This window comes from Pseudomonas sp. 910_21, assembly GCF_052850735.1.
Genome location: NZ_VXCY01000011.1, coordinates 173,483 through 188,365 on the forward strand (window position 1 = coordinate 173,483; position 14,883 = coordinate 188,365).

Sequence of the window (14,883 nt, forward strand, 5' to 3'; positions counted from 1 at the left end):
CAAAAAAAGGGCGGGGTGTACGACGGGCGCCGCGCACGCAGCATAGACGCCCGCCAGCCTCAGGAGTTCGCTTTGCCGCTCATGTCCGGGTCCTGCATGACCTTGAGGGTCGCCGCTTCGGGGTCGAATTCATCCTCCTCCAGCTCGAGGAACTCCTCCGGCAGGAAAATGTTGAGGAAGATCGCGCAGAAGGCGCCCACGGTGATCGGCGATTCGAAGATGTTATGCAGCGCCTTGGGCAGCTCACGCAGGACTTCCGGCACCGCCGCCACCCCCAGGCCCATGCCTAAGGAAATGGCCACGATCAGCACGTTGCGCCGATGCAGGCCGGCTTCGGCGAGGATCTTGATCCCGGCCACGGCCACGGTGCCGAACATGATCAGGGTGGCACCGCCCAGCACCGGCTTGGGCATCAGTTGCAGCACCGCGCCGATCACCGGGAACAGCCCCAGCAACACCAGGAGCCCGGCAATGAAGTAGGCCACGTAGCGGCTGGCCACGCCGGTCAACTGGATCACGCCGTTGTTCTGGGCAAAGGTCACCATCGGCAGGCTGTTGAACACCGCTGCCACCGCCGAGTTGAAACCGTCTGCCAGCAGCCCGGACTTGATGCGTTTGATGTATAGCGGACCCTTGACCGGCTGCTGGGAAATCATCGAGTTGGCAGTCAGATCGCCGGCCGCTTCCAGGGGCGAAATCAGGAAGATCACCGCCAGAGGAATGAAGGCGATCAGGTCGAAGGAAAAACCGTACTTGAACGGCACCGGCACGCTCACCAGCGGCACCTCGGGCATGGCCGCCATGTCCACCCGGCCGAGCATCCACGCCACCACGAAGCCCAGGGTCAGGCCGATGACGATCGAGCCCAGGCGCAGCATCGGGTGGTTGAAGCGGTTGAGCACGACGATGGTCAGCAGCACCAGGGCCGCCAGCCCCAGGTTGCTCGCCGCGCCCAGGTCGCTGGCGCCGTAGCCGCCGGCCATGTCGGTGACCGCTACCTTGATCAGCGACAGGCCCATCAGGGTAATGATGGTGCCGGTGACTACCGGGGTGATCAGCTTGCGCAGCTTGCCGATGAACTGGCTGAGGAACATCTCGATAAAGGCTGCGACAAAGCAGATGCCGAAGATGGTGGAGAGGATCTCGTGGGTGTCGCCGCCACGGCCCTTGACCATGAAGCCGGCGCTGAGCAGCACGCTGATAAAGGAGAAACTGGTGCCCTGCACGCACAACAGGCCGGAACCGATGGGTCCCAGGCGCCGGGCCTGGACGAAGGTGCCCAGGCCGGAGACGAACAGCGCCATGCTGATCAGGTAGGGCAGTTCGCTCTCAAGCCCCAGCACGCCGCCGAAGATCAGGGTCGGGCTGATGATGCCGACGAAACTGGCCAGCACGTGCTGCAGGGCGGCGAAGATCGCCGCGCTGAAATGCGGACGGTCATTGAGGCCGTAGATCAGGTCGGACTTGTAACGGGGAGGGGAACGATCAGGTGCGGTCATGGGAGAAGGCCTGCCAGTGGCGTGCGAATACAGCAAGGCGCACGCCGGAATGTGGACGGGACTTGGGCCGCAACGTCATGTCATCGGACAAGACTTGCGCACCCGGTCAGAAAAAAGGAGGCGCAGGATGCCAGAAAGGTACCGCTGTCAGAAGGGCAAACAGGCGGAAAAGCGCAACTTTGCAGGGATACGAAAGATACTGTTTCTCATTTGCTGTTGTGGAATAATCCGCTTCCCCGATTTGCGGACCTTCCCTCGATGCTGCCCATACCCAGCCTGCTGCGCAGCTTTCAAGAGCACTACGACGACTTGCTGAGGTTTCTCACCCGGCGTATGAGCGATCGCCAACGGGCGGCGGACGTGGCCCAGGAGACCTACCTCAAGCTGCTCAAGGTCGACCAGCAGACAGTGGCGGTGCAGAACGATCGCCGTTTCATTTTTCGCGTTGCCGGCAACCTGGCCATCGATACCCTGCGCCGCGAGCAGCGCCTGGCGGCCAATCTCAGCGACACCCAGGAACACCGTGAAGTGGTGGACCCGGCACCGGCGCCGGAAGCGGTGCTGCTGGCCAAGGAACGCCTGGCAGTGCTCGACGAGGCCCTGCAGCAACTTTCGGAGAATGCCCGTCAGGCCTTGCTGCTCAATCGCCTGGAAGGCCTGACCCAGGCGCAGATTGCGTTACGGCTGGGCGTTTCCGAAAGCATGGTGGCAAAATACATCGGCCAGGCCCTGCGCCATTGCCGCGACTGGTTGCAACAGCATCATGAGTGATTCCCCCTTGCCAGTCGCCGACACCCCCATGACCGAACACCCCGAAAGCCTTGAAGACGCTGCGATCCAATGGCTGGTGTTGCTGCACTCCGGCAGCGCCACGGCGGCCCAGCGCATGGCCTATCAGCAATGGCGCCAGACCAGCCCGGCCCACGCGGCAGCAGCGCAAGCGGCGCAGCAGTTGTGGAGCGACCTGGGCCAGACCCAGGCCGCCCAACAGCACCGGGCGGCGACGCCCCCCCGTTCCTGGCGTGGGTGGCCGGCGCTGGCGGCTTCCCTGGTACTGGCCGTGGCCAGCGGCGTCGGCTGGTTGCAGTGGCCGGCCCTGACCTCGGACTACCACACCGCTGTCGGCCAACAACAGAACATCACCCTGGCGGACGGTTCCAGGGTCACGCTCAATAGCGGCAGCGCATTGTCGGTGGCTTATTCGGCGGGTGAGCGCCGGGTGATCCTGCAAGCTGGCGAGGCGCTGTTCGAGCCCGTTGCCGACCCGCAGCGGCCGTTTGTGGTGCAGGCCGACGCCCAGTCTCTGCACAGTGCCGCCAGCGCCTTCAGCCTGCGCCGCGACGGCAGCCGGTTGACGGTGGTGGTGCGCGAAGGCCAGGTGCAGTTCACTGGCGATCATGCGCCGGTGCTGCTCCAGGCCGATCAGCGTCTGCAGTATCAATCCGGCCAGCCACTGCTGGCCCAGCAAGCCGTGGACGCTGCCAGTCTCACCGCCTGGCAGCGGGGCAAGCTGATTTTCAACGGTCGCCCCCTGGGGGAGGTGATCGGCGAGCTGGAGCGTTATCAGCACGGGCGCATTCTGATCTCCGATAGCCAGCTGGCGGCCCTGGCCATCAGCGGTGTGTTCGATCTGCACGACCCTCAGGGTTCGCTGCAGGCCTTGCAGCAGCGCTATCCGCTGCAGGTGACCTACCTGCCGTGGCTGGCGGTTTTGCACTGAGTCGATTTTTTTTGCTTGGGGCACTGCAAGTTCTTTCCCGGCCAATCGTCGTAGTGAGACTGAGAAGACAATCATTCTCATTGACGTCATTTCAACGGGCTGGGAAGGAACACGTGAAAGCTATGTTCAAGCTGTCGATACTGGGGCGCGGTCAACACATCATGCGCCGCACATTACTGGCCCAGGCGCTGTTCGCCGGCGCCGTGAGCCCGCTGCTGGCCCAGGCACAGGACGCCAGCTCTGCCAGCCAGGGCAGCAGCACCCAGGAGCGCCGGGTGGCGCTCAAGCTGCCGGCCCAGTCCCTGGATCAGGCGCTGACCCGTTTTGCCGATCAGGCCGATCTGCGCCTGCTGTACACCACCGCTGATGTGGACGGCCTGCAAGCGCCGGCCCTGAACGGTGAGGTTACGGTGGCCCAGGCCCTGCAGACGCTGCTGGCCGGCAGCGGCATGAGCTGGTCCTTCAGCGATTCGCGCACGGTGATCCTGCGTCGCGCCACGGCCCCGGCCGCCAGCCTCAACCTCAAGCCGACCCAGGTCAGCGTGGCGTCGCGTACCAGCACCGCCATCAGTGAGATCCCCGGCACGGTGTGGGTGGTGGAGCAGAGCCAGCTGCGTGAGCAACTGAGCACCGGAGTCAGCCTCAAGGAAGCCATCGGCAAGCTGGTGCCGGGCCTCGACCTGGCCCCTGAAGGGCGCACCAACTATGGCCAGAACATGCGCGGGCGCAACGTCCTGGTGATGATCGACGGGGTCAGCCAGAACAGTTCCCGGGGCTTGTCCCGGCAGTTCGACAGCATCTCGCCGTTCAACGTCGAGCGCGTCGAAGTGCTGTCCGGGGCCAGCGCCATCTACGGCGGCGGCGCCACCGGCGGCATCATCAATATCGTCACCAAGAAAGGCGAACCGGGCCCGGCGCGTTTCGAGACCCAGCTGGGGGCCAGCAGTGGCTTCAACAACAGCGACGACCTGAGCACCCGCATTGCTCAGTCGGTGAGCGGCGGCAACCAAGCCATCAGCGGCCGGCTGGCGGTGGCGGGGGAGCAGAACCAGGCGTTCTATGACGGCGCCGGCAAGCAGATCTTCATCGACAACACTCAGACCGACCTGCAGTACAACCGCACCCTGGACCTGATGGGCAGCCTGGCCCTGCAGTTCAACGAAGAGCAGAGCCTGGACCTGCTGGCCCAGTACTACGACTCCGGCAACCACGGCAGCACCGGTATCTATTTCCCCAACCTCAAGTACAAGGCACCGTCCAACCTGGAAGACGCCGAGCTGCGCGGCGGCTATTCCACGGACCTGGAGCCGCGTACCAAGCGCCTGCTGCTCAACGCCAACTATCACCACAGTGATGTGCTGGGCCAGGACTTCTACCTGCAGGCTTCGTACCGCAAGGAAGACAACAACTTCTTTCCGTTCCCCTACTACAACAGCGGCAGTCCGGCGGGCTCCAAAGGCGTGTATTTTGCCGCGTCGCAGCAGAATTTCGAGGTCACCAGCCTCAAGGCGCTGTTCGCCAAGGAGTTCGACGCCTTCAAGCTCACCTACGGCGTGGACCTGGACCGGGAGCGCTTCAACGCCGAGCAGAGCACCTTCGACCAGGGCATCTCATCGGGCAGCGGCGGCCTCGACCTGGTGACCCTGAGCAAGGCGCCGCGCTATCCCAGCTATCGGGTCGACGGCCTGTCCGGCTACGCCCAGCTGGACTGGCATGCCACCGATAACCTGACGGTTTCCGGCGGCTACCGGCGTCAGCAGATGGACGTGGATGTCGGCCGCTTCAAGAACGTGCCCGGTGGCAGCAACGCATACGCGGTCAACCTGTACAACCTGGGCAGCATCTATGACTTCAAGAACGGTCATCAGGTCTGGGTCAATTACGGCGAGGGCTTCGATCTGCCGGACCCGGCCAAGTTCTACGGCAAGCCGGGGCTGAGCGTCGGCGACAACCCCCTGGCCGGGATCAAGAGTCGCCAGGTGGAAACCGGCTGGCGCTTCTCCGATAACGACTGGGAGGCCCAGGCGGCGCTGTACTACATCTGGTCGGACAAGGTGATCACCACCGACCAGGCCACCCTGACCATTGACGTCAAGGACCAGAAAAGCCGCGACTACGGCTTTGAGAGCGCCCTGACCCGGCACTTCCAGAACGGCTGGGAAATGGGCGGCACCCTGCATGCCGTGCGTTCCGAGGAGGAGAACAAGAACGGCGGCTGGAGCAAGCGCGACGCCCGTTACGCCTCGCTGTCGAAACTCACCGCCTTTGTCGGCTGGAAAGGTGACAGCAGCAACGTGCGCCTGCAGGGCAACCACGCCTTCACCCTCAAGGACGATGCAGTCAAGGTCATCGACGCCACTCACAGCGTCGACGCCCCCAACACCATCGACGGTTACACCACCTTCGACCTGCTGGGCAGCCACGACACCGAGTTCGGCACCTTCAGCGGCGGTATCCAGAACCTGCTGGACAAGCAATACAGCACCGTCTGGGGCCAGCGCGCCAAGCTGTTCTACTCACCGACCTATGGGCCGGACTATCTGTACGACTACCAGGGCCGTGGCCGCACCTACACCCTGAGCTGGAGCATGGCCTACTGAGGCGCCCGGGTCTGGGCTCGGCTCAGGCAAAGGCCCGCAGCAGGTCTTCTTCGAAGGCTTGCTGGGCCTCGCCGGGAGCCTGGGCGCGGTGTCGGGCGAGGTAGAAGTCCACCTCGAAACTCAACGCGGGCTGCCCCAGGGGCTTGAGTTGACCGGCGTCCTCCCAGCTGCGGGCAAAGTGGCTGGGCAGGTAGCCGATGTGCTGTCCGGAGAGGATAAAGGCCAGGGTGCTTTCCACCTGTTCGGCCCGGGCCGAGCAACGCGGGTTCTGCAAGGGCTCGTCCGGACCGAGAAAACGGTAGGGATGGTCGACCTGATTGGCCTGGCGCAGGGCGTCGAGGTCCGGCTGCGCCACCTCGAACAGCGGATGGCCGGCCGCGCAATACAGGTGTTGGGTTTCGCTGAACAGGCGGCGGTAGTCAAAGGCGCGCTGAACCTGGGAGAAATAGCCGATGGCCAGGTCCAGGCGCTGCTGCAGGAGCAAACGCTCCATTTCTCCAGGCATGGCGCTCATCAGTTCGATACGCACCGATTCGTCGCGCTGGCGAAAGTCGCGGATCGCCGCGGCAACCTTCTGCAACACCGACCGGTCCAGGGCTTCGGACAGCCCCAGGCGCACCTCGCCGATCAAGCGCCCGGCGACCCCGTTGGATTGATGGCGAAACACTTCGATGGACTGGAACAGCGGGCGGGTGGCGCTCAGCAGCTGTTCGCCCTTGGGGGTCAGCTTGAAGCCGGCCTTGCCTCGGCTGCACAGGCGGTAGCCGAGACGGGTTTCCAGACGGGCCATCTGCTGGCTGATGTTCGACTGGCTCAAGCCCAGCTCACCCTGGGCGGCGCTGAAGCCTCCGCACTCCACCACGCGGACGAACAGCCGCAATAGCTGCAAGTCCAGATCGTGCAATTGACCCAGCATCAAACATTACTCCTGTGGCATGTCAGCGTAACGAAGTGTGTATTTTTCTAATGTATGGGCCCGGGCAAGCTGGCGCCACCGCTTCTTCGCAGGTGCTCCTCACGCGTCGGTCTTGGTCCTCGCGTAGCGGCAGCCTCTTGCGTCAGCGCCACCCCCGAGGAGAGACCCATGGATATCGCCGATCTCAACGATCAGGCCCTGACCCGCGATAGCCTGTACGGCACCCGGGCCGAAGCCACTTACGCCGGCATCACCAGCTTCATGCGCCGGCGCTACAGCCGTGACTTGCGCGGCGTCGACCTGGTGGTCAGTGGCGTGCCCTTCGACACCGCCACCACCAACCGCCCCGGAGCACGCTTCGGGCCTCGTGGCATCCGCGCGGCCTCCGCGGGCATTGCCTGGGAGCGCCACTGGCCCTGGGCTTTCGACCCGTTCGATCATTTGGCGGTGATCGACTACGGCGACTGCGCCTTCGATCACGGCACTCCGCAATCGGTGCCCGAGCGTATCGAGGCCCATGCCCGGCGCATCCTCGATGCCGGCTGCGGGATGTTGACCCTGGGCGGCGATCATTTCATCAGCTACCCGCTGCTCAAGGCCCACCATCGGCGTCACGGGCCCCTGGCGTTGATTCACTTCGATGCCCACAGCGATACCTGGCCCGATGAAGAGGGGCAGCGCATCGATCACGGCACCATGTTCTGGCACGCCGCCCGGGAGGGCCTGGTGGACCCGAGCCGCTCGGTGCAGATCGGTCTGCGCACCACCCATGACGATCATCAGGGTTTCCAGGTGCTGGATGCGCGGCAGGTGCACCGTCAGGGCTGCGAGGCGATTGTCGCGGCGATTCGTCAACGGGTAGGGGATCACCCGGTGTACCTGACCTTTGACATCGACTGCCTGGACCCGGCGTTCGCCCCCGGTACCGGCACCCCGGTCTGTGGTGGCCTGAGCACCACCCAGGCCCTGGAGATCCTTGGCGGGCTGCGGGGGATCAATCTGGTGGGCATGGATCTGGTGGAAGTGGCCCCGGCCTATGACCATGCCGAGATCACCGCCCTGGCGGGGGCGACCCTGGCCATGGAGATGCTCTGTCTGTATGCCGCCCGGCACAAGGTCGACCGCTGATTCGTGGCCTGTCTCGTCCCGCAAGCCTCCTGACACTGACTGTCAGGAGGCTCTGATATTCTGCGCCGGTGTTTTTTCTCCGGAGTCCACCCAAGGTGTCGCGAGCCAGCCGTTTACTCACCCTGTTGCAGATGCTGCGGGGCAAGAGCCGTCCCGTTACCGCGGCCACCCTGGCGGCGGAGCTGGAGGTGTCCGAGCGCACCCTGTATCGCGATATCGCCGAGCTCACTTCACTGGGCGCGCCGATCTACGGTGAGGCGGGCATCGGCTATGTGTTGCGCAGCGGGCTGTTCCTGCCGCCCTTGATGCTCAATGCCGACGAGACCGAGGCCGTGGTCCTGGGGTTGCGTTATGTCGATCAGCGCGGCGATGAGGTGCTGAGCAAGGCCGCTGCCGATGCCATGGCCAAGATTGCCGCGGTGCTGGCCCCGGCGGCCCAGGACGCCTTGCGCAACCCGACTTTGCTGCCGGGGCCGGCGGGTTATGGCTTTCCGGACAATCCGGTGTCGCTGAACGTGTTCCGCCAGGCGATCCGGCATCAGGCCAAGCTGCTGATCGACTATGCCGACGTCAACCGCACCCCCAGCCAGCGGCTGATCTGGCCCCTGGCACTGGGGTTTCTCAACGAGGCCCGAGTGATCGTCGCCTGGTGCGAACTGCGGGAGGACTACCGGACCTTTCGCACCGACCGCATTGCCGCCGCCCAGGAGCAGGGCCAAGCCTACCCGGGACGTCGCAGCGACTGGCTGCGGACCTGGCGCAAGGGCTTGCAAGGGGATGGCCAGGGCAGTCAATTCACTCCTGACAGGAAGTGACGCAGGGGGCTCTTAACATGGCGCGCTCATCGACTCACCAGGAGCTTTTGTCATGTCAGGAATCGACCCTTCGCTGGCCCCGGCCATCCGTGCTTACGTGGTGGCTGCCAATACCGGCGACAGCTCGGCGGCGGCAGCGATCTTCGCCGCCGAGGCCCAGGTGTTCGACGAGCGAGAACACCGCGTAGGGCCGCAGGAGATTGCCCGCTGGATGGACACCAGCCATCGCCAGCGTCCCCGGCTGCAGGTCCTCGGGGTCCAGCAGCGCACCGGTAAGGTGTTGCTGGACAGCCTGGTCTGCGGGGATTTTCCCGGCAGTCCCCAGACGCTGCGCTACACCTTTCGCCTGGACCCGCAGGGGCGGATTGCACGGCTGGACATTTCCCGCTGAAGCTTGTCGGCCAGTGTATTGGCCGCCTCGCCGGCAAGCCGGCTCCTACATGGAACGGGTGGCGATGGCATACTGCGGCTTTTTTGCCGGGAGGCCAGCGGCTCATGCCATTCGATTCCCCCTTGAGCGCCTATCGACAGGCCCTGGAGCAGGACGGCTTTGTCGCCGACGAGGCACAGGCGCGGGCCGTGCAGGCCTTGCAGAACTGCCACGAGGCCCTGCATCAGGGGCGTACAGCGGTGCAAGGGGTCTATCTGTGGGGGGCGGTCGGGCGGGGCAAGACCTGGCTCATGGATCAGTTCTACCAGAGCCTGCGGGTGCCGGCGCGGCGTCAGCACTTTCATCACTTCATGGGCTGGGTGCATCAGCGTTCGTTCCAGCTCACCGGCACCGCCGATCCCTTGCAGGCCCTGGCCCGTGAGCTCGCCGAAGAGGTGCGGGTGCTGTGCTTCGATGAGTTGTTCGTCAACGATATCGGTGACGCAATCATTCTCGGGCGCCTGTTCCAGGTGATGTTCGAGCAGGGCGTGGTCATGGTCTGCACCTCCAACCAGCCCCCCGAGCAGTTGTATGCCGATGGCTTCAATCGTGAACGTTTCCTGCCGGCAATCAGCGCCATCAGCCAGCATATGCAAGTGGTGGCGGTGGACGGCGAGCAGGATCACCGTCTGCACCCGGGGGTCGCGGCGCAGCGCTACTGGCTCAGGGCCGAGGGCCAGCCCAGTGCTCTGGAACCCTTGTTCCGGCAGTTGAGCGAGGGCCAGTCGGTCTCCACTGAGCCGCTGTTGATCGGCTATCGGCCGGTGCAGGTGGTCAAGGCCGCCGGCAGCGTGATCTGGTGTCGTTTTGCCGATCTGTGCGAACAGCCGTTTTCCGCCATGGACTTCATGGCGCTGTGTGACAGGTTCAGCGCGATTCTCCTCAGCGAAGTTCCCAACCTCAGTGCCCAGCAACGCCCGGGGCGCATTGCCCGAGGCACCGAGGATGGCGCCCAGCGGGTGGTGGCCGGTGACCGCGAATTGCCCCAACTGTCGATCCATGACGACAGCGTGCGTCGCTTCATTGCCCTGGTGGATGAATGTTACGACCGCAAGGTGCCGCTCTATCTGGAGGCCCAGGTACCGATGGACCAGCTGTACACCGAGGGTTACCTGGAGTTTCCCTTCCGCCGCACCTTGAGCCGACTGCAGGAAATGCAGCTGCAACGGTTTGCCACGGCGCCTGGCGCTTGAGGGGGAAGGGCTTCCGGCTGCGGTTCATCCTGGCCAATCATTAGGATTTTTCTGCTGCAAGTGGGTGAAAAATCTTCGTTTGGTCAAATCCCCCAGCCTACAATCGAGGCTGCCTGAGCCCTGAGCGCTCACTTTCAATGCGTTGATCGAGGATGAACATGGACGTTGCCGATGTCGTGGTGCTGCAAGCCAGTTACAGCAACCCGGTGCATGCCGAAGCCATAGGCGTGCTGCTCAATCACTATGCCCAGGACCCCATGGGCGGCGGCCAGCCCCTGGCGCCGGACCAGCTTCAGCAACTGCCGGCAGAGCTGGCCAAGCGACCTCAGGCGTTCAGCGTGCTGGCCTTTGCCGGTGGCCAGCCAGTGGGGCTGGTGAACTGCTTCGAGGGTTTTTCCACCTTCGCTTGCCGGCCCCTGGTGAATGTCCATGATGTGGTGGTGCTGGACAGCTTTCGCGGCCAGGGCCTGAGCAGGCGGATGCTGCAGAAGGTTGAGGACATCGCCCGGCAACGGGGTTGCTGCAAGATCACCCTGGAGGTGCTGGAAGGCAACGCCCAGGCCCAGGCCGCTTACCAAGCCTGCGGTTTCGCCAATGCCATGCTCGATCCCGCCCATGGCCGCATGCTGTTCTGGAGCAAAGCCTTGTAATGCCCACGGTCACGCCCCCGGCTGGAATACCCGGTGCCAAGGAAAGCCCCTGGCACATTTTCCTGATTTTCCTGCGCCTGGGGCTGACCTCGTTCGGTGGGCCGGTGGCGCACTTGGGGTATTTCCGCCAGGAGTTCGTCCAGCATCGGCGCTGGCTGGGAGAGGCGGCCTATGCCGAGCTGGTGGCGCTGTGTCAGTTTCTTCCGGGACCGGCCAGCAGCAAGGTCGGCATGGTCCTGGGCCTGTCGCGTGCGGGCCTGTCCGGCGCGGTTTGCGCCTGGGCCGGTTTTACCTTGCCATCGGCGCTGGCCCTGGTCTTGTTGGCGTTGGGTATTGGCAATGGAATCGCTCCCGGGGTGCTCAAGGGCCTGCTGCTGGTGGCGGTCGCGGTGGTTGCCCTGGCGCTTTGGGGAATGGCCCGTAGTCTGTGTCGCGGGCCTTTGCGCATCGCCATTGCGCTGCTCGCCGCCGGGTGGGTGCTGCACTGGCCGGGCCTGGGGGGACAATTGCTGGTGATGCTGCTGGCGGCGGTGGCGGGGGCCGCGCTGATCACCCCGGCGGCCCGGCCCGAGGCGGATGCTCTGGCGCCTTGGGGCAGTCGGCGCCTGGGCTGGCTGTTGCTGGGGACGGCCCTGCTGTTGTTGCTGTTACTGCCCGGGCTGGCGGCGCTGTGGCCAACACCCTGGTTGCGCTGGTTCGACGGTTTTTATCGCATCGGGGCCCTGGTGTTTGGTGGCGGTCATGTGGTGTTGCCGCTGTTGCAGAGCCAGGTCGTGGAGTCGGGCTGGATCAGCGATCAGCTGTTCATGACCGGCTATGCCAGCGCCCAGGCGGTGCCTGGGCCCCTGTTCAGTGTCGCGGCTTTTATCGGAACGGCCCTCGGCGGCTGGCCCGGGGCGCTGATCTGTCTGGTGGCGATCTTCCTGCCGGGCTTCTTGCTGGTGATCGGTGTGCTGCCTTTCTGGCAGACCTTGCGTCATCGTCGCGATATTCAGGCGGCGCTGGGCGGGGTCAACGCCGCTGTGGTGGGTGTCCTGGCCGCCGCGCTGTACCAACCCCTGTGGACCAGCAGCGTGACCGGGCTCCCGGAACTGCTGGCGGTGCTGCTGGCCCTGGTGTTGCTGCACAGCGGCCGGCTGCCGCCCTGGGCCCTGGTGCTGTTGGGTGCGGCGCTGGGCGGCTGGCTGCTCTAAGCGTCGTGCAATGCCGGGTCGAGCTTGGGAAACACCAGACGGAACTCGGTAAGGCTGTCCGGCACGCTGTCGACCTCGGTGCGCCCCTGATGCAGGTTCATGATCGAGCGCACGATCGCCAGGCCCAGTCCGGTGCCGCCTTCGGCTCGGGTGCGACTGCTGTCGACCCGATAGAAACGCTCGAACAGATGGGGCAGGTGGCAGGCGGCGATACCCGGTCCGGGATTGCTCACGGCAAGGCTCACGCTCTGCAGTTGGCGCTCGATCCGCAGGTCGATTCGGCCCCGGTCCGGGCAATGGCGGATGGCATTGGACAGCAGGTTGGAAATGGCCCGCTGGATCATCAGGCGATCCCCCAGCACCCAGGTGTCACCGCGCAGTTCCAGCTTCAGTTGCCTGTCCTCGGCGCTGAGGGCAAACAGGTCCATGACCCGTAGCGCTTCCTCGGCCAGGGATACCCGGGCGAAGCGCGCCTGGGACGCCGGTTGGCTGACCTGGGCCAGGAACAGCATGTCGGCGACGATCCGCGTGACCCGCTCCAGCTCCTCGATGCTGGCTTCCAGCACGGCCTTGTACTCCTCCGGGGGACGCTCCCGGGACAGGGTCACTTGGGCCTTGCCCATCAGGTTGCTGATGGGCGAGCGCAGTTCGTGGGCCAGGTCGTCGGAGAACTGCGACAGGCGCTGCACGCCGCCATCCAGGCGGTGCAGCATGACGTTGATGCCTTGGCCCAGTTCCGCCAGTTCCCGAGGCAGCTTGTCCAGGTTCAGGCGATGGGTCAGGTCCTGGGTGGTGACCTTGGCGGCTACCCGGGTGAACTGCTGCAGCGGGAGCAGACCCCTCTGTACCAGCCACCAGGCGCCGATGCCGATCAGCAACAGCAGCAGGGGCAGGGCAATCACCGTGGAGCGCAGGTAGGCGCTGAGCAGCGCCTGGTCGTTGCTGCGGTCCAGGCTCAATACCACTCGCACCTGCTCGCCGTTGCGCAAATTCATTGGCCGGGTCGCGCTGAGCAGTTGGTTGCCGCGGTTGTCGCGCCAGTCGAGGTAACCCTCGGCGGTGCTCTCCCTCAGGGCCTGGGGCAGCGGTTGCTGAGCCATGCCGCCGACATTGAGCAGGGGCTCGGCCTGGGGATCGCTGCTCAGGATGTTCAATTGCAGATTGTCGTGGCCCATCACCAGGTCCAGCAGGGAGTGGGGGCGGGCGGCCAGGTCACTGCTCTTGAGGTCGCTGGTGAGGCTGTGCTGGATCTGCTCCAGCTTGCTCTCCAGGCCCTTGCGCGCCAGGTTGCCCAACTCGTGGCTCAGGGCCAGATAGGCCAGGGTCGCCAGCAGCAGGACCAGAGCCGCCCCCATCAGGCTGACGGTCAGCCCCAGACGCATGGACAGGCTGCTGTTGGTCGGCGCGGCCGGGTGGGGCGTCATTGGCGCACTTCCAGGACATAACCGACACCGCGCAGGGTGTGGATCAGCTTGACCTCACTGGCATCATCGATCTTGGCCCGCAGGCGGCTGATGGAGACTTCCACCACATTGGTGTCGCAGTCGAAGTTCATGTCCCAGACCAGGGAAATGATTTGCGTGCGGGTCAGCACTTCACCCGAGTGGCGCATCAATACATGCAGCAGGGTGAATTCCTTGGTCGTGAGATCTATCCGTCGGTTGCCGCGATAAGCCCGATGGCGTCGGGGATCAAGTTGCAAGTCAGCCACCTGCAATACTTGCGGTTGGGCCACGGGTTCGCTGCGGCGAATCAAGGTCCGGACCCGAGCCAGCAATTCAGGAAATTGAAAAGGTTTGACCAGATAATCATCGGCGCCCATATCCAGGCCCTTGACCTTGTCTTCCAGGCGTCCGCGAGCGGTCAACATCATGACCCGGGCCGGAGAATGTCCACGCATATGTTCCAATACTTGCCAGCCATCTTTGCCCGGCAGGTTTATATCCAGGATCACCAATTCGTAAGGCTGTTGCTGTATCAGGTGCAGGCCGTCCACACCATTATTGGCGCGGTCCACTACATAACCACTTTCACTTAGGCCCTGATGCAGGTAGTCCGCTGTTTTGGGCTCGTCTTCAACCACCAGAATGCGCATTGCCAGATCCTCTCCAAACCGCTTGGGTACTATCGAATGAGTGCAGGGTGAAGCCTGAAGTAGCTACAGGGTCAACAAAATTAATCAGCTAATTCATGGGATTAGCCAGGTGACCCGATAAGCGGTGAGCGCTCGGGCGCAGGCATGCTAGTTGAACGGGCGCAAGGAAAGTGGCGAATGACAGAGTTGTAATATTCCAGTCATTGTCGTGACAGTGAGTGGTTGCCCGCAGATATAAAAAAGGCGCCCTGGGCGGGCGCCAAACGTCCATCTCTGCCAAAGGAGCACATTGTCCAGAGTGGGTACTGCTTTAAAGATGTGTCAGGCGTCGGGCTGCTGTTGCTTGGCGTCCGAAGCGGAATAGTGCGGGTCGGTTTTCTTCTGTTCGGCCTTGGCGGTGTTCTCGGTCTTATCACCGTGAATCTGTTGCTGGGCGACGCGGAAGTTGTCATAGAAGCGTTGCATATGCTCGGCTCCGCCTTCGGCAAAGGCTGCACTGGAACTGGCCAGAATCAAGCCGCTAAATACCAAAGTTGAAAGTTTCATGCTGTGTTTCCTACTTAAGAGTGTTCGGTAACTTGTTTCGTCCCTGCACAAGAAGTGATGGGAGAAGTTTCACCGAAGTGTATTAAGTGAGGGTTAAC

General features: G+C 63.9%; 13 protein-coding genes and 1 pseudogene. 9 read left to right on the plus strand and 5 right to left on the minus strand.

Features of this window, described 5'->3' with window-relative positions:
• Nucleotides 1-59: 59 nt before the first annotated feature.
• The gene (locus tag FW796_RS29100; protein ID WP_346634341.1) at nt 60-1,499 is read right to left on the minus strand and encodes a nucleobase:cation symporter-2 family protein; all 1,440 of its coding nucleotides are present in this window, start codon (nt 1,497-1,499) and stop codon (nt 60-62) included.
• A gap of 258 nt (nt 1,500-1,757) precedes the next feature.
• Here FW796_RS29100 and FW796_RS29105 point away from each other — a divergent pair.
• From FW796_RS29105 to FW796_RS29115, 3 genes and pseudogenes are all read left to right on the plus strand, one after another.
• Nucleotides 1,758-2,258, plus strand: a pseudogene (locus FW796_RS29105) (RNA polymerase sigma factor); the annotation flags it as partial.
• 4 nt (nt 2,259-2,262) lie between these two features.
• The gene (locus FW796_RS29110) at nt 2,263-3,219 is read left to right on the plus strand and encodes a FecR family protein (protein ID WP_446440507.1); all 957 of its coding nucleotides are present in this window, start codon (nt 2,263-2,265) and stop codon (nt 3,217-3,219) included.
• 161 nt (nt 3,220-3,380) lie between these two features.
• Entirely contained in the window at nt 3,381-5,819 is a 2,439-nt protein-coding gene (locus tag FW796_RS29115; protein ID WP_446440528.1) for a TonB-dependent receptor, read from the plus strand.
• Between the two features lie 22 nt (nt 5,820-5,841).
• On the opposite strand, the gene FW796_RS29120 is transcribed toward FW796_RS29115, so the two are convergent.
• Nucleotides 5,842-6,735, minus strand: coding sequence for a LysR family transcriptional regulator (locus FW796_RS29120; protein ID WP_346634344.1), 894 nt, complete (start codon nt 6,733-6,735; stop codon nt 5,842-5,844).
• Between the two features lie 168 nt (nt 6,736-6,903).
• On the opposite strand from FW796_RS29120, the gene speB reads away from it, so the two are divergent.
• From speB to chrA, 6 genes are all read left to right on the plus strand, one after another.
• The gene (gene speB / locus FW796_RS29125) at nt 6,904-7,863 is read left to right on the plus strand and encodes an agmatinase (RefSeq protein ID WP_346634345.1); all 960 of its coding nucleotides are present in this window, start codon (nt 6,904-6,906) and stop codon (nt 7,861-7,863) included.
• Between the two features lie 95 nt (nt 7,864-7,958).
• Nucleotides 7,959-8,678, plus strand: coding sequence for a helix-turn-helix transcriptional regulator (locus FW796_RS29130; protein WP_346634346.1), 720 nt, complete (start codon nt 7,959-7,961; stop codon nt 8,676-8,678).
• 52 nt (nt 8,679-8,730) lie between these two features.
• Nucleotides 8,731-9,069 (plus strand): nuclear transport factor 2 family protein, encoded by a 339-nt coding sequence (locus FW796_RS29135; protein ID WP_346634347.1) that lies wholly within the window; start codon nt 8,731-8,733, stop codon nt 9,067-9,069.
• 104 nt (nt 9,070-9,173) lie between these two features.
• Nucleotides 9,174-10,301 carry a cell division protein ZapE gene (gene zapE, locus FW796_RS29140; RefSeq protein WP_446440508.1) on the plus strand — a complete coding sequence of 376 codons (1,128 nt, stop codon included), beginning with the start codon at nt 9,174-9,176 and terminating at the stop codon, nt 10,299-10,301.
• A 158-nt stretch (nt 10,302-10,459) separates the two neighbouring features.
• Nucleotides 10,460-10,951 carry a GNAT family N-acetyltransferase gene (locus tag FW796_RS29145; protein ID WP_346634349.1) on the plus strand — a complete coding sequence of 164 codons (492 nt, stop codon included), beginning with the start codon at nt 10,460-10,462 and terminating at the stop codon, nt 10,949-10,951.
• Nucleotides 10,951-12,144 carry a chromate efflux transporter gene (gene chrA, locus FW796_RS29150; protein WP_446440509.1) on the plus strand — a complete coding sequence of 398 codons (1,194 nt, stop codon included), beginning with the start codon at nt 10,951-10,953 and terminating at the stop codon, nt 12,142-12,144. The genes FW796_RS29145 and chrA overlap by 1 nt, the downstream gene beginning before the upstream one ends.
• Here the strand turns inward: chrA and FW796_RS29155 are convergent.
• The 3 genes from FW796_RS29155 to FW796_RS29165 form a co-directional block, all read right to left on the minus strand.
• On the minus strand, nt 12,141-13,568 hold the full coding sequence (locus FW796_RS29155) for a heavy metal sensor histidine kinase (protein WP_446440510.1): 1,428 nt from the start codon (nt 13,566-13,568) through the stop codon (nt 12,141-12,143). The two genes, chrA and FW796_RS29155, sit on opposite strands and share 4 nt — an antisense overlap.
• Nucleotides 13,565-14,239 (minus strand): heavy metal response regulator transcription factor, encoded by a 675-nt coding sequence (locus FW796_RS29160; protein ID WP_346634352.1) that lies wholly within the window; start codon nt 14,237-14,239, stop codon nt 13,565-13,567. Before FW796_RS29160 ends, FW796_RS29155 begins: the two co-directional genes overlap by 4 nt.
• Before the next feature lie 321 nt (nt 14,240-14,560).
• A complete protein-coding gene (locus FW796_RS29165; protein ID WP_346634353.1) occupies nt 14,561-14,785 on the minus strand; it encodes a hypothetical protein in 225 nt (74 codons plus the stop codon).
• Nucleotides 14,786-14,883 lie beyond the last annotated feature (98 nt).

Excerpts from the sequence above, each read along its gene's own strand:
- zapE (WP_446440508.1), top strand. The coding sequence starts at position 9,174 with ATGCCATTCGATTCCCCCTTGAGCGCCTATCGACAGGCCCTGGAGCAG.
- FW796_RS29120 (WP_346634344.1), bottom strand. The coding sequence starts at position 6,735 with ATGCTGGGTCAATTGCACGATCTGGACTTGCAGCTATTGCGGCTGTTC.
- FW796_RS29100 (WP_346634341.1), bottom strand. The coding sequence starts at position 1,499 with ATGACCGCACCTGATCGTTCCCCTCCCCGTTACAAGTCCGACCTGATC.
- FW796_RS29145 (WP_346634349.1), top strand. The coding sequence starts at position 10,460 with ATGGACGTTGCCGATGTCGTGGTGCTGCAAGCCAGTTACAGCAACCCG.
- FW796_RS29115 (WP_446440528.1), top strand. The coding sequence starts at position 3,381 with ATGCGCCGCACATTACTGGCCCAGGCGCTGTTCGCCGGCGCCGTGAGC.
- FW796_RS29135 (WP_346634347.1), top strand. The coding sequence starts at position 8,731 with ATGTCAGGAATCGACCCTTCGCTGGCCCCGGCCATCCGTGCTTACGTG.
- FW796_RS29110 (WP_446440507.1), top strand. The coding sequence starts at position 2,263 with ATGAGTGATTCCCCCTTGCCAGTCGCCGACACCCCCATGACCGAACAC.
- chrA (WP_446440509.1), top strand. The coding sequence starts at position 10,951 with ATGCCCACGGTCACGCCCCCGGCTGGAATACCCGGTGCCAAGGAAAGC.
- speB (WP_346634345.1), top strand. The coding sequence starts at position 6,904 with ATGGATATCGCCGATCTCAACGATCAGGCCCTGACCCGCGATAGCCTG.
- FW796_RS29160 (WP_346634352.1), bottom strand. The coding sequence starts at position 14,239 with ATGCGCATTCTGGTGGTTGAAGACGAGCCCAAAACAGCGGACTACCTG.
- FW796_RS29165 (WP_346634353.1), bottom strand. The coding sequence starts at position 14,785 with ATGAAACTTTCAACTTTGGTATTTAGCGGCTTGATTCTGGCCAGTTCC.
- FW796_RS29155 (WP_446440510.1), bottom strand. The coding sequence starts at position 13,568 with ATGACGCCCCACCCGGCCGCGCCGACCAACAGCAGCCTGTCCATGCGT.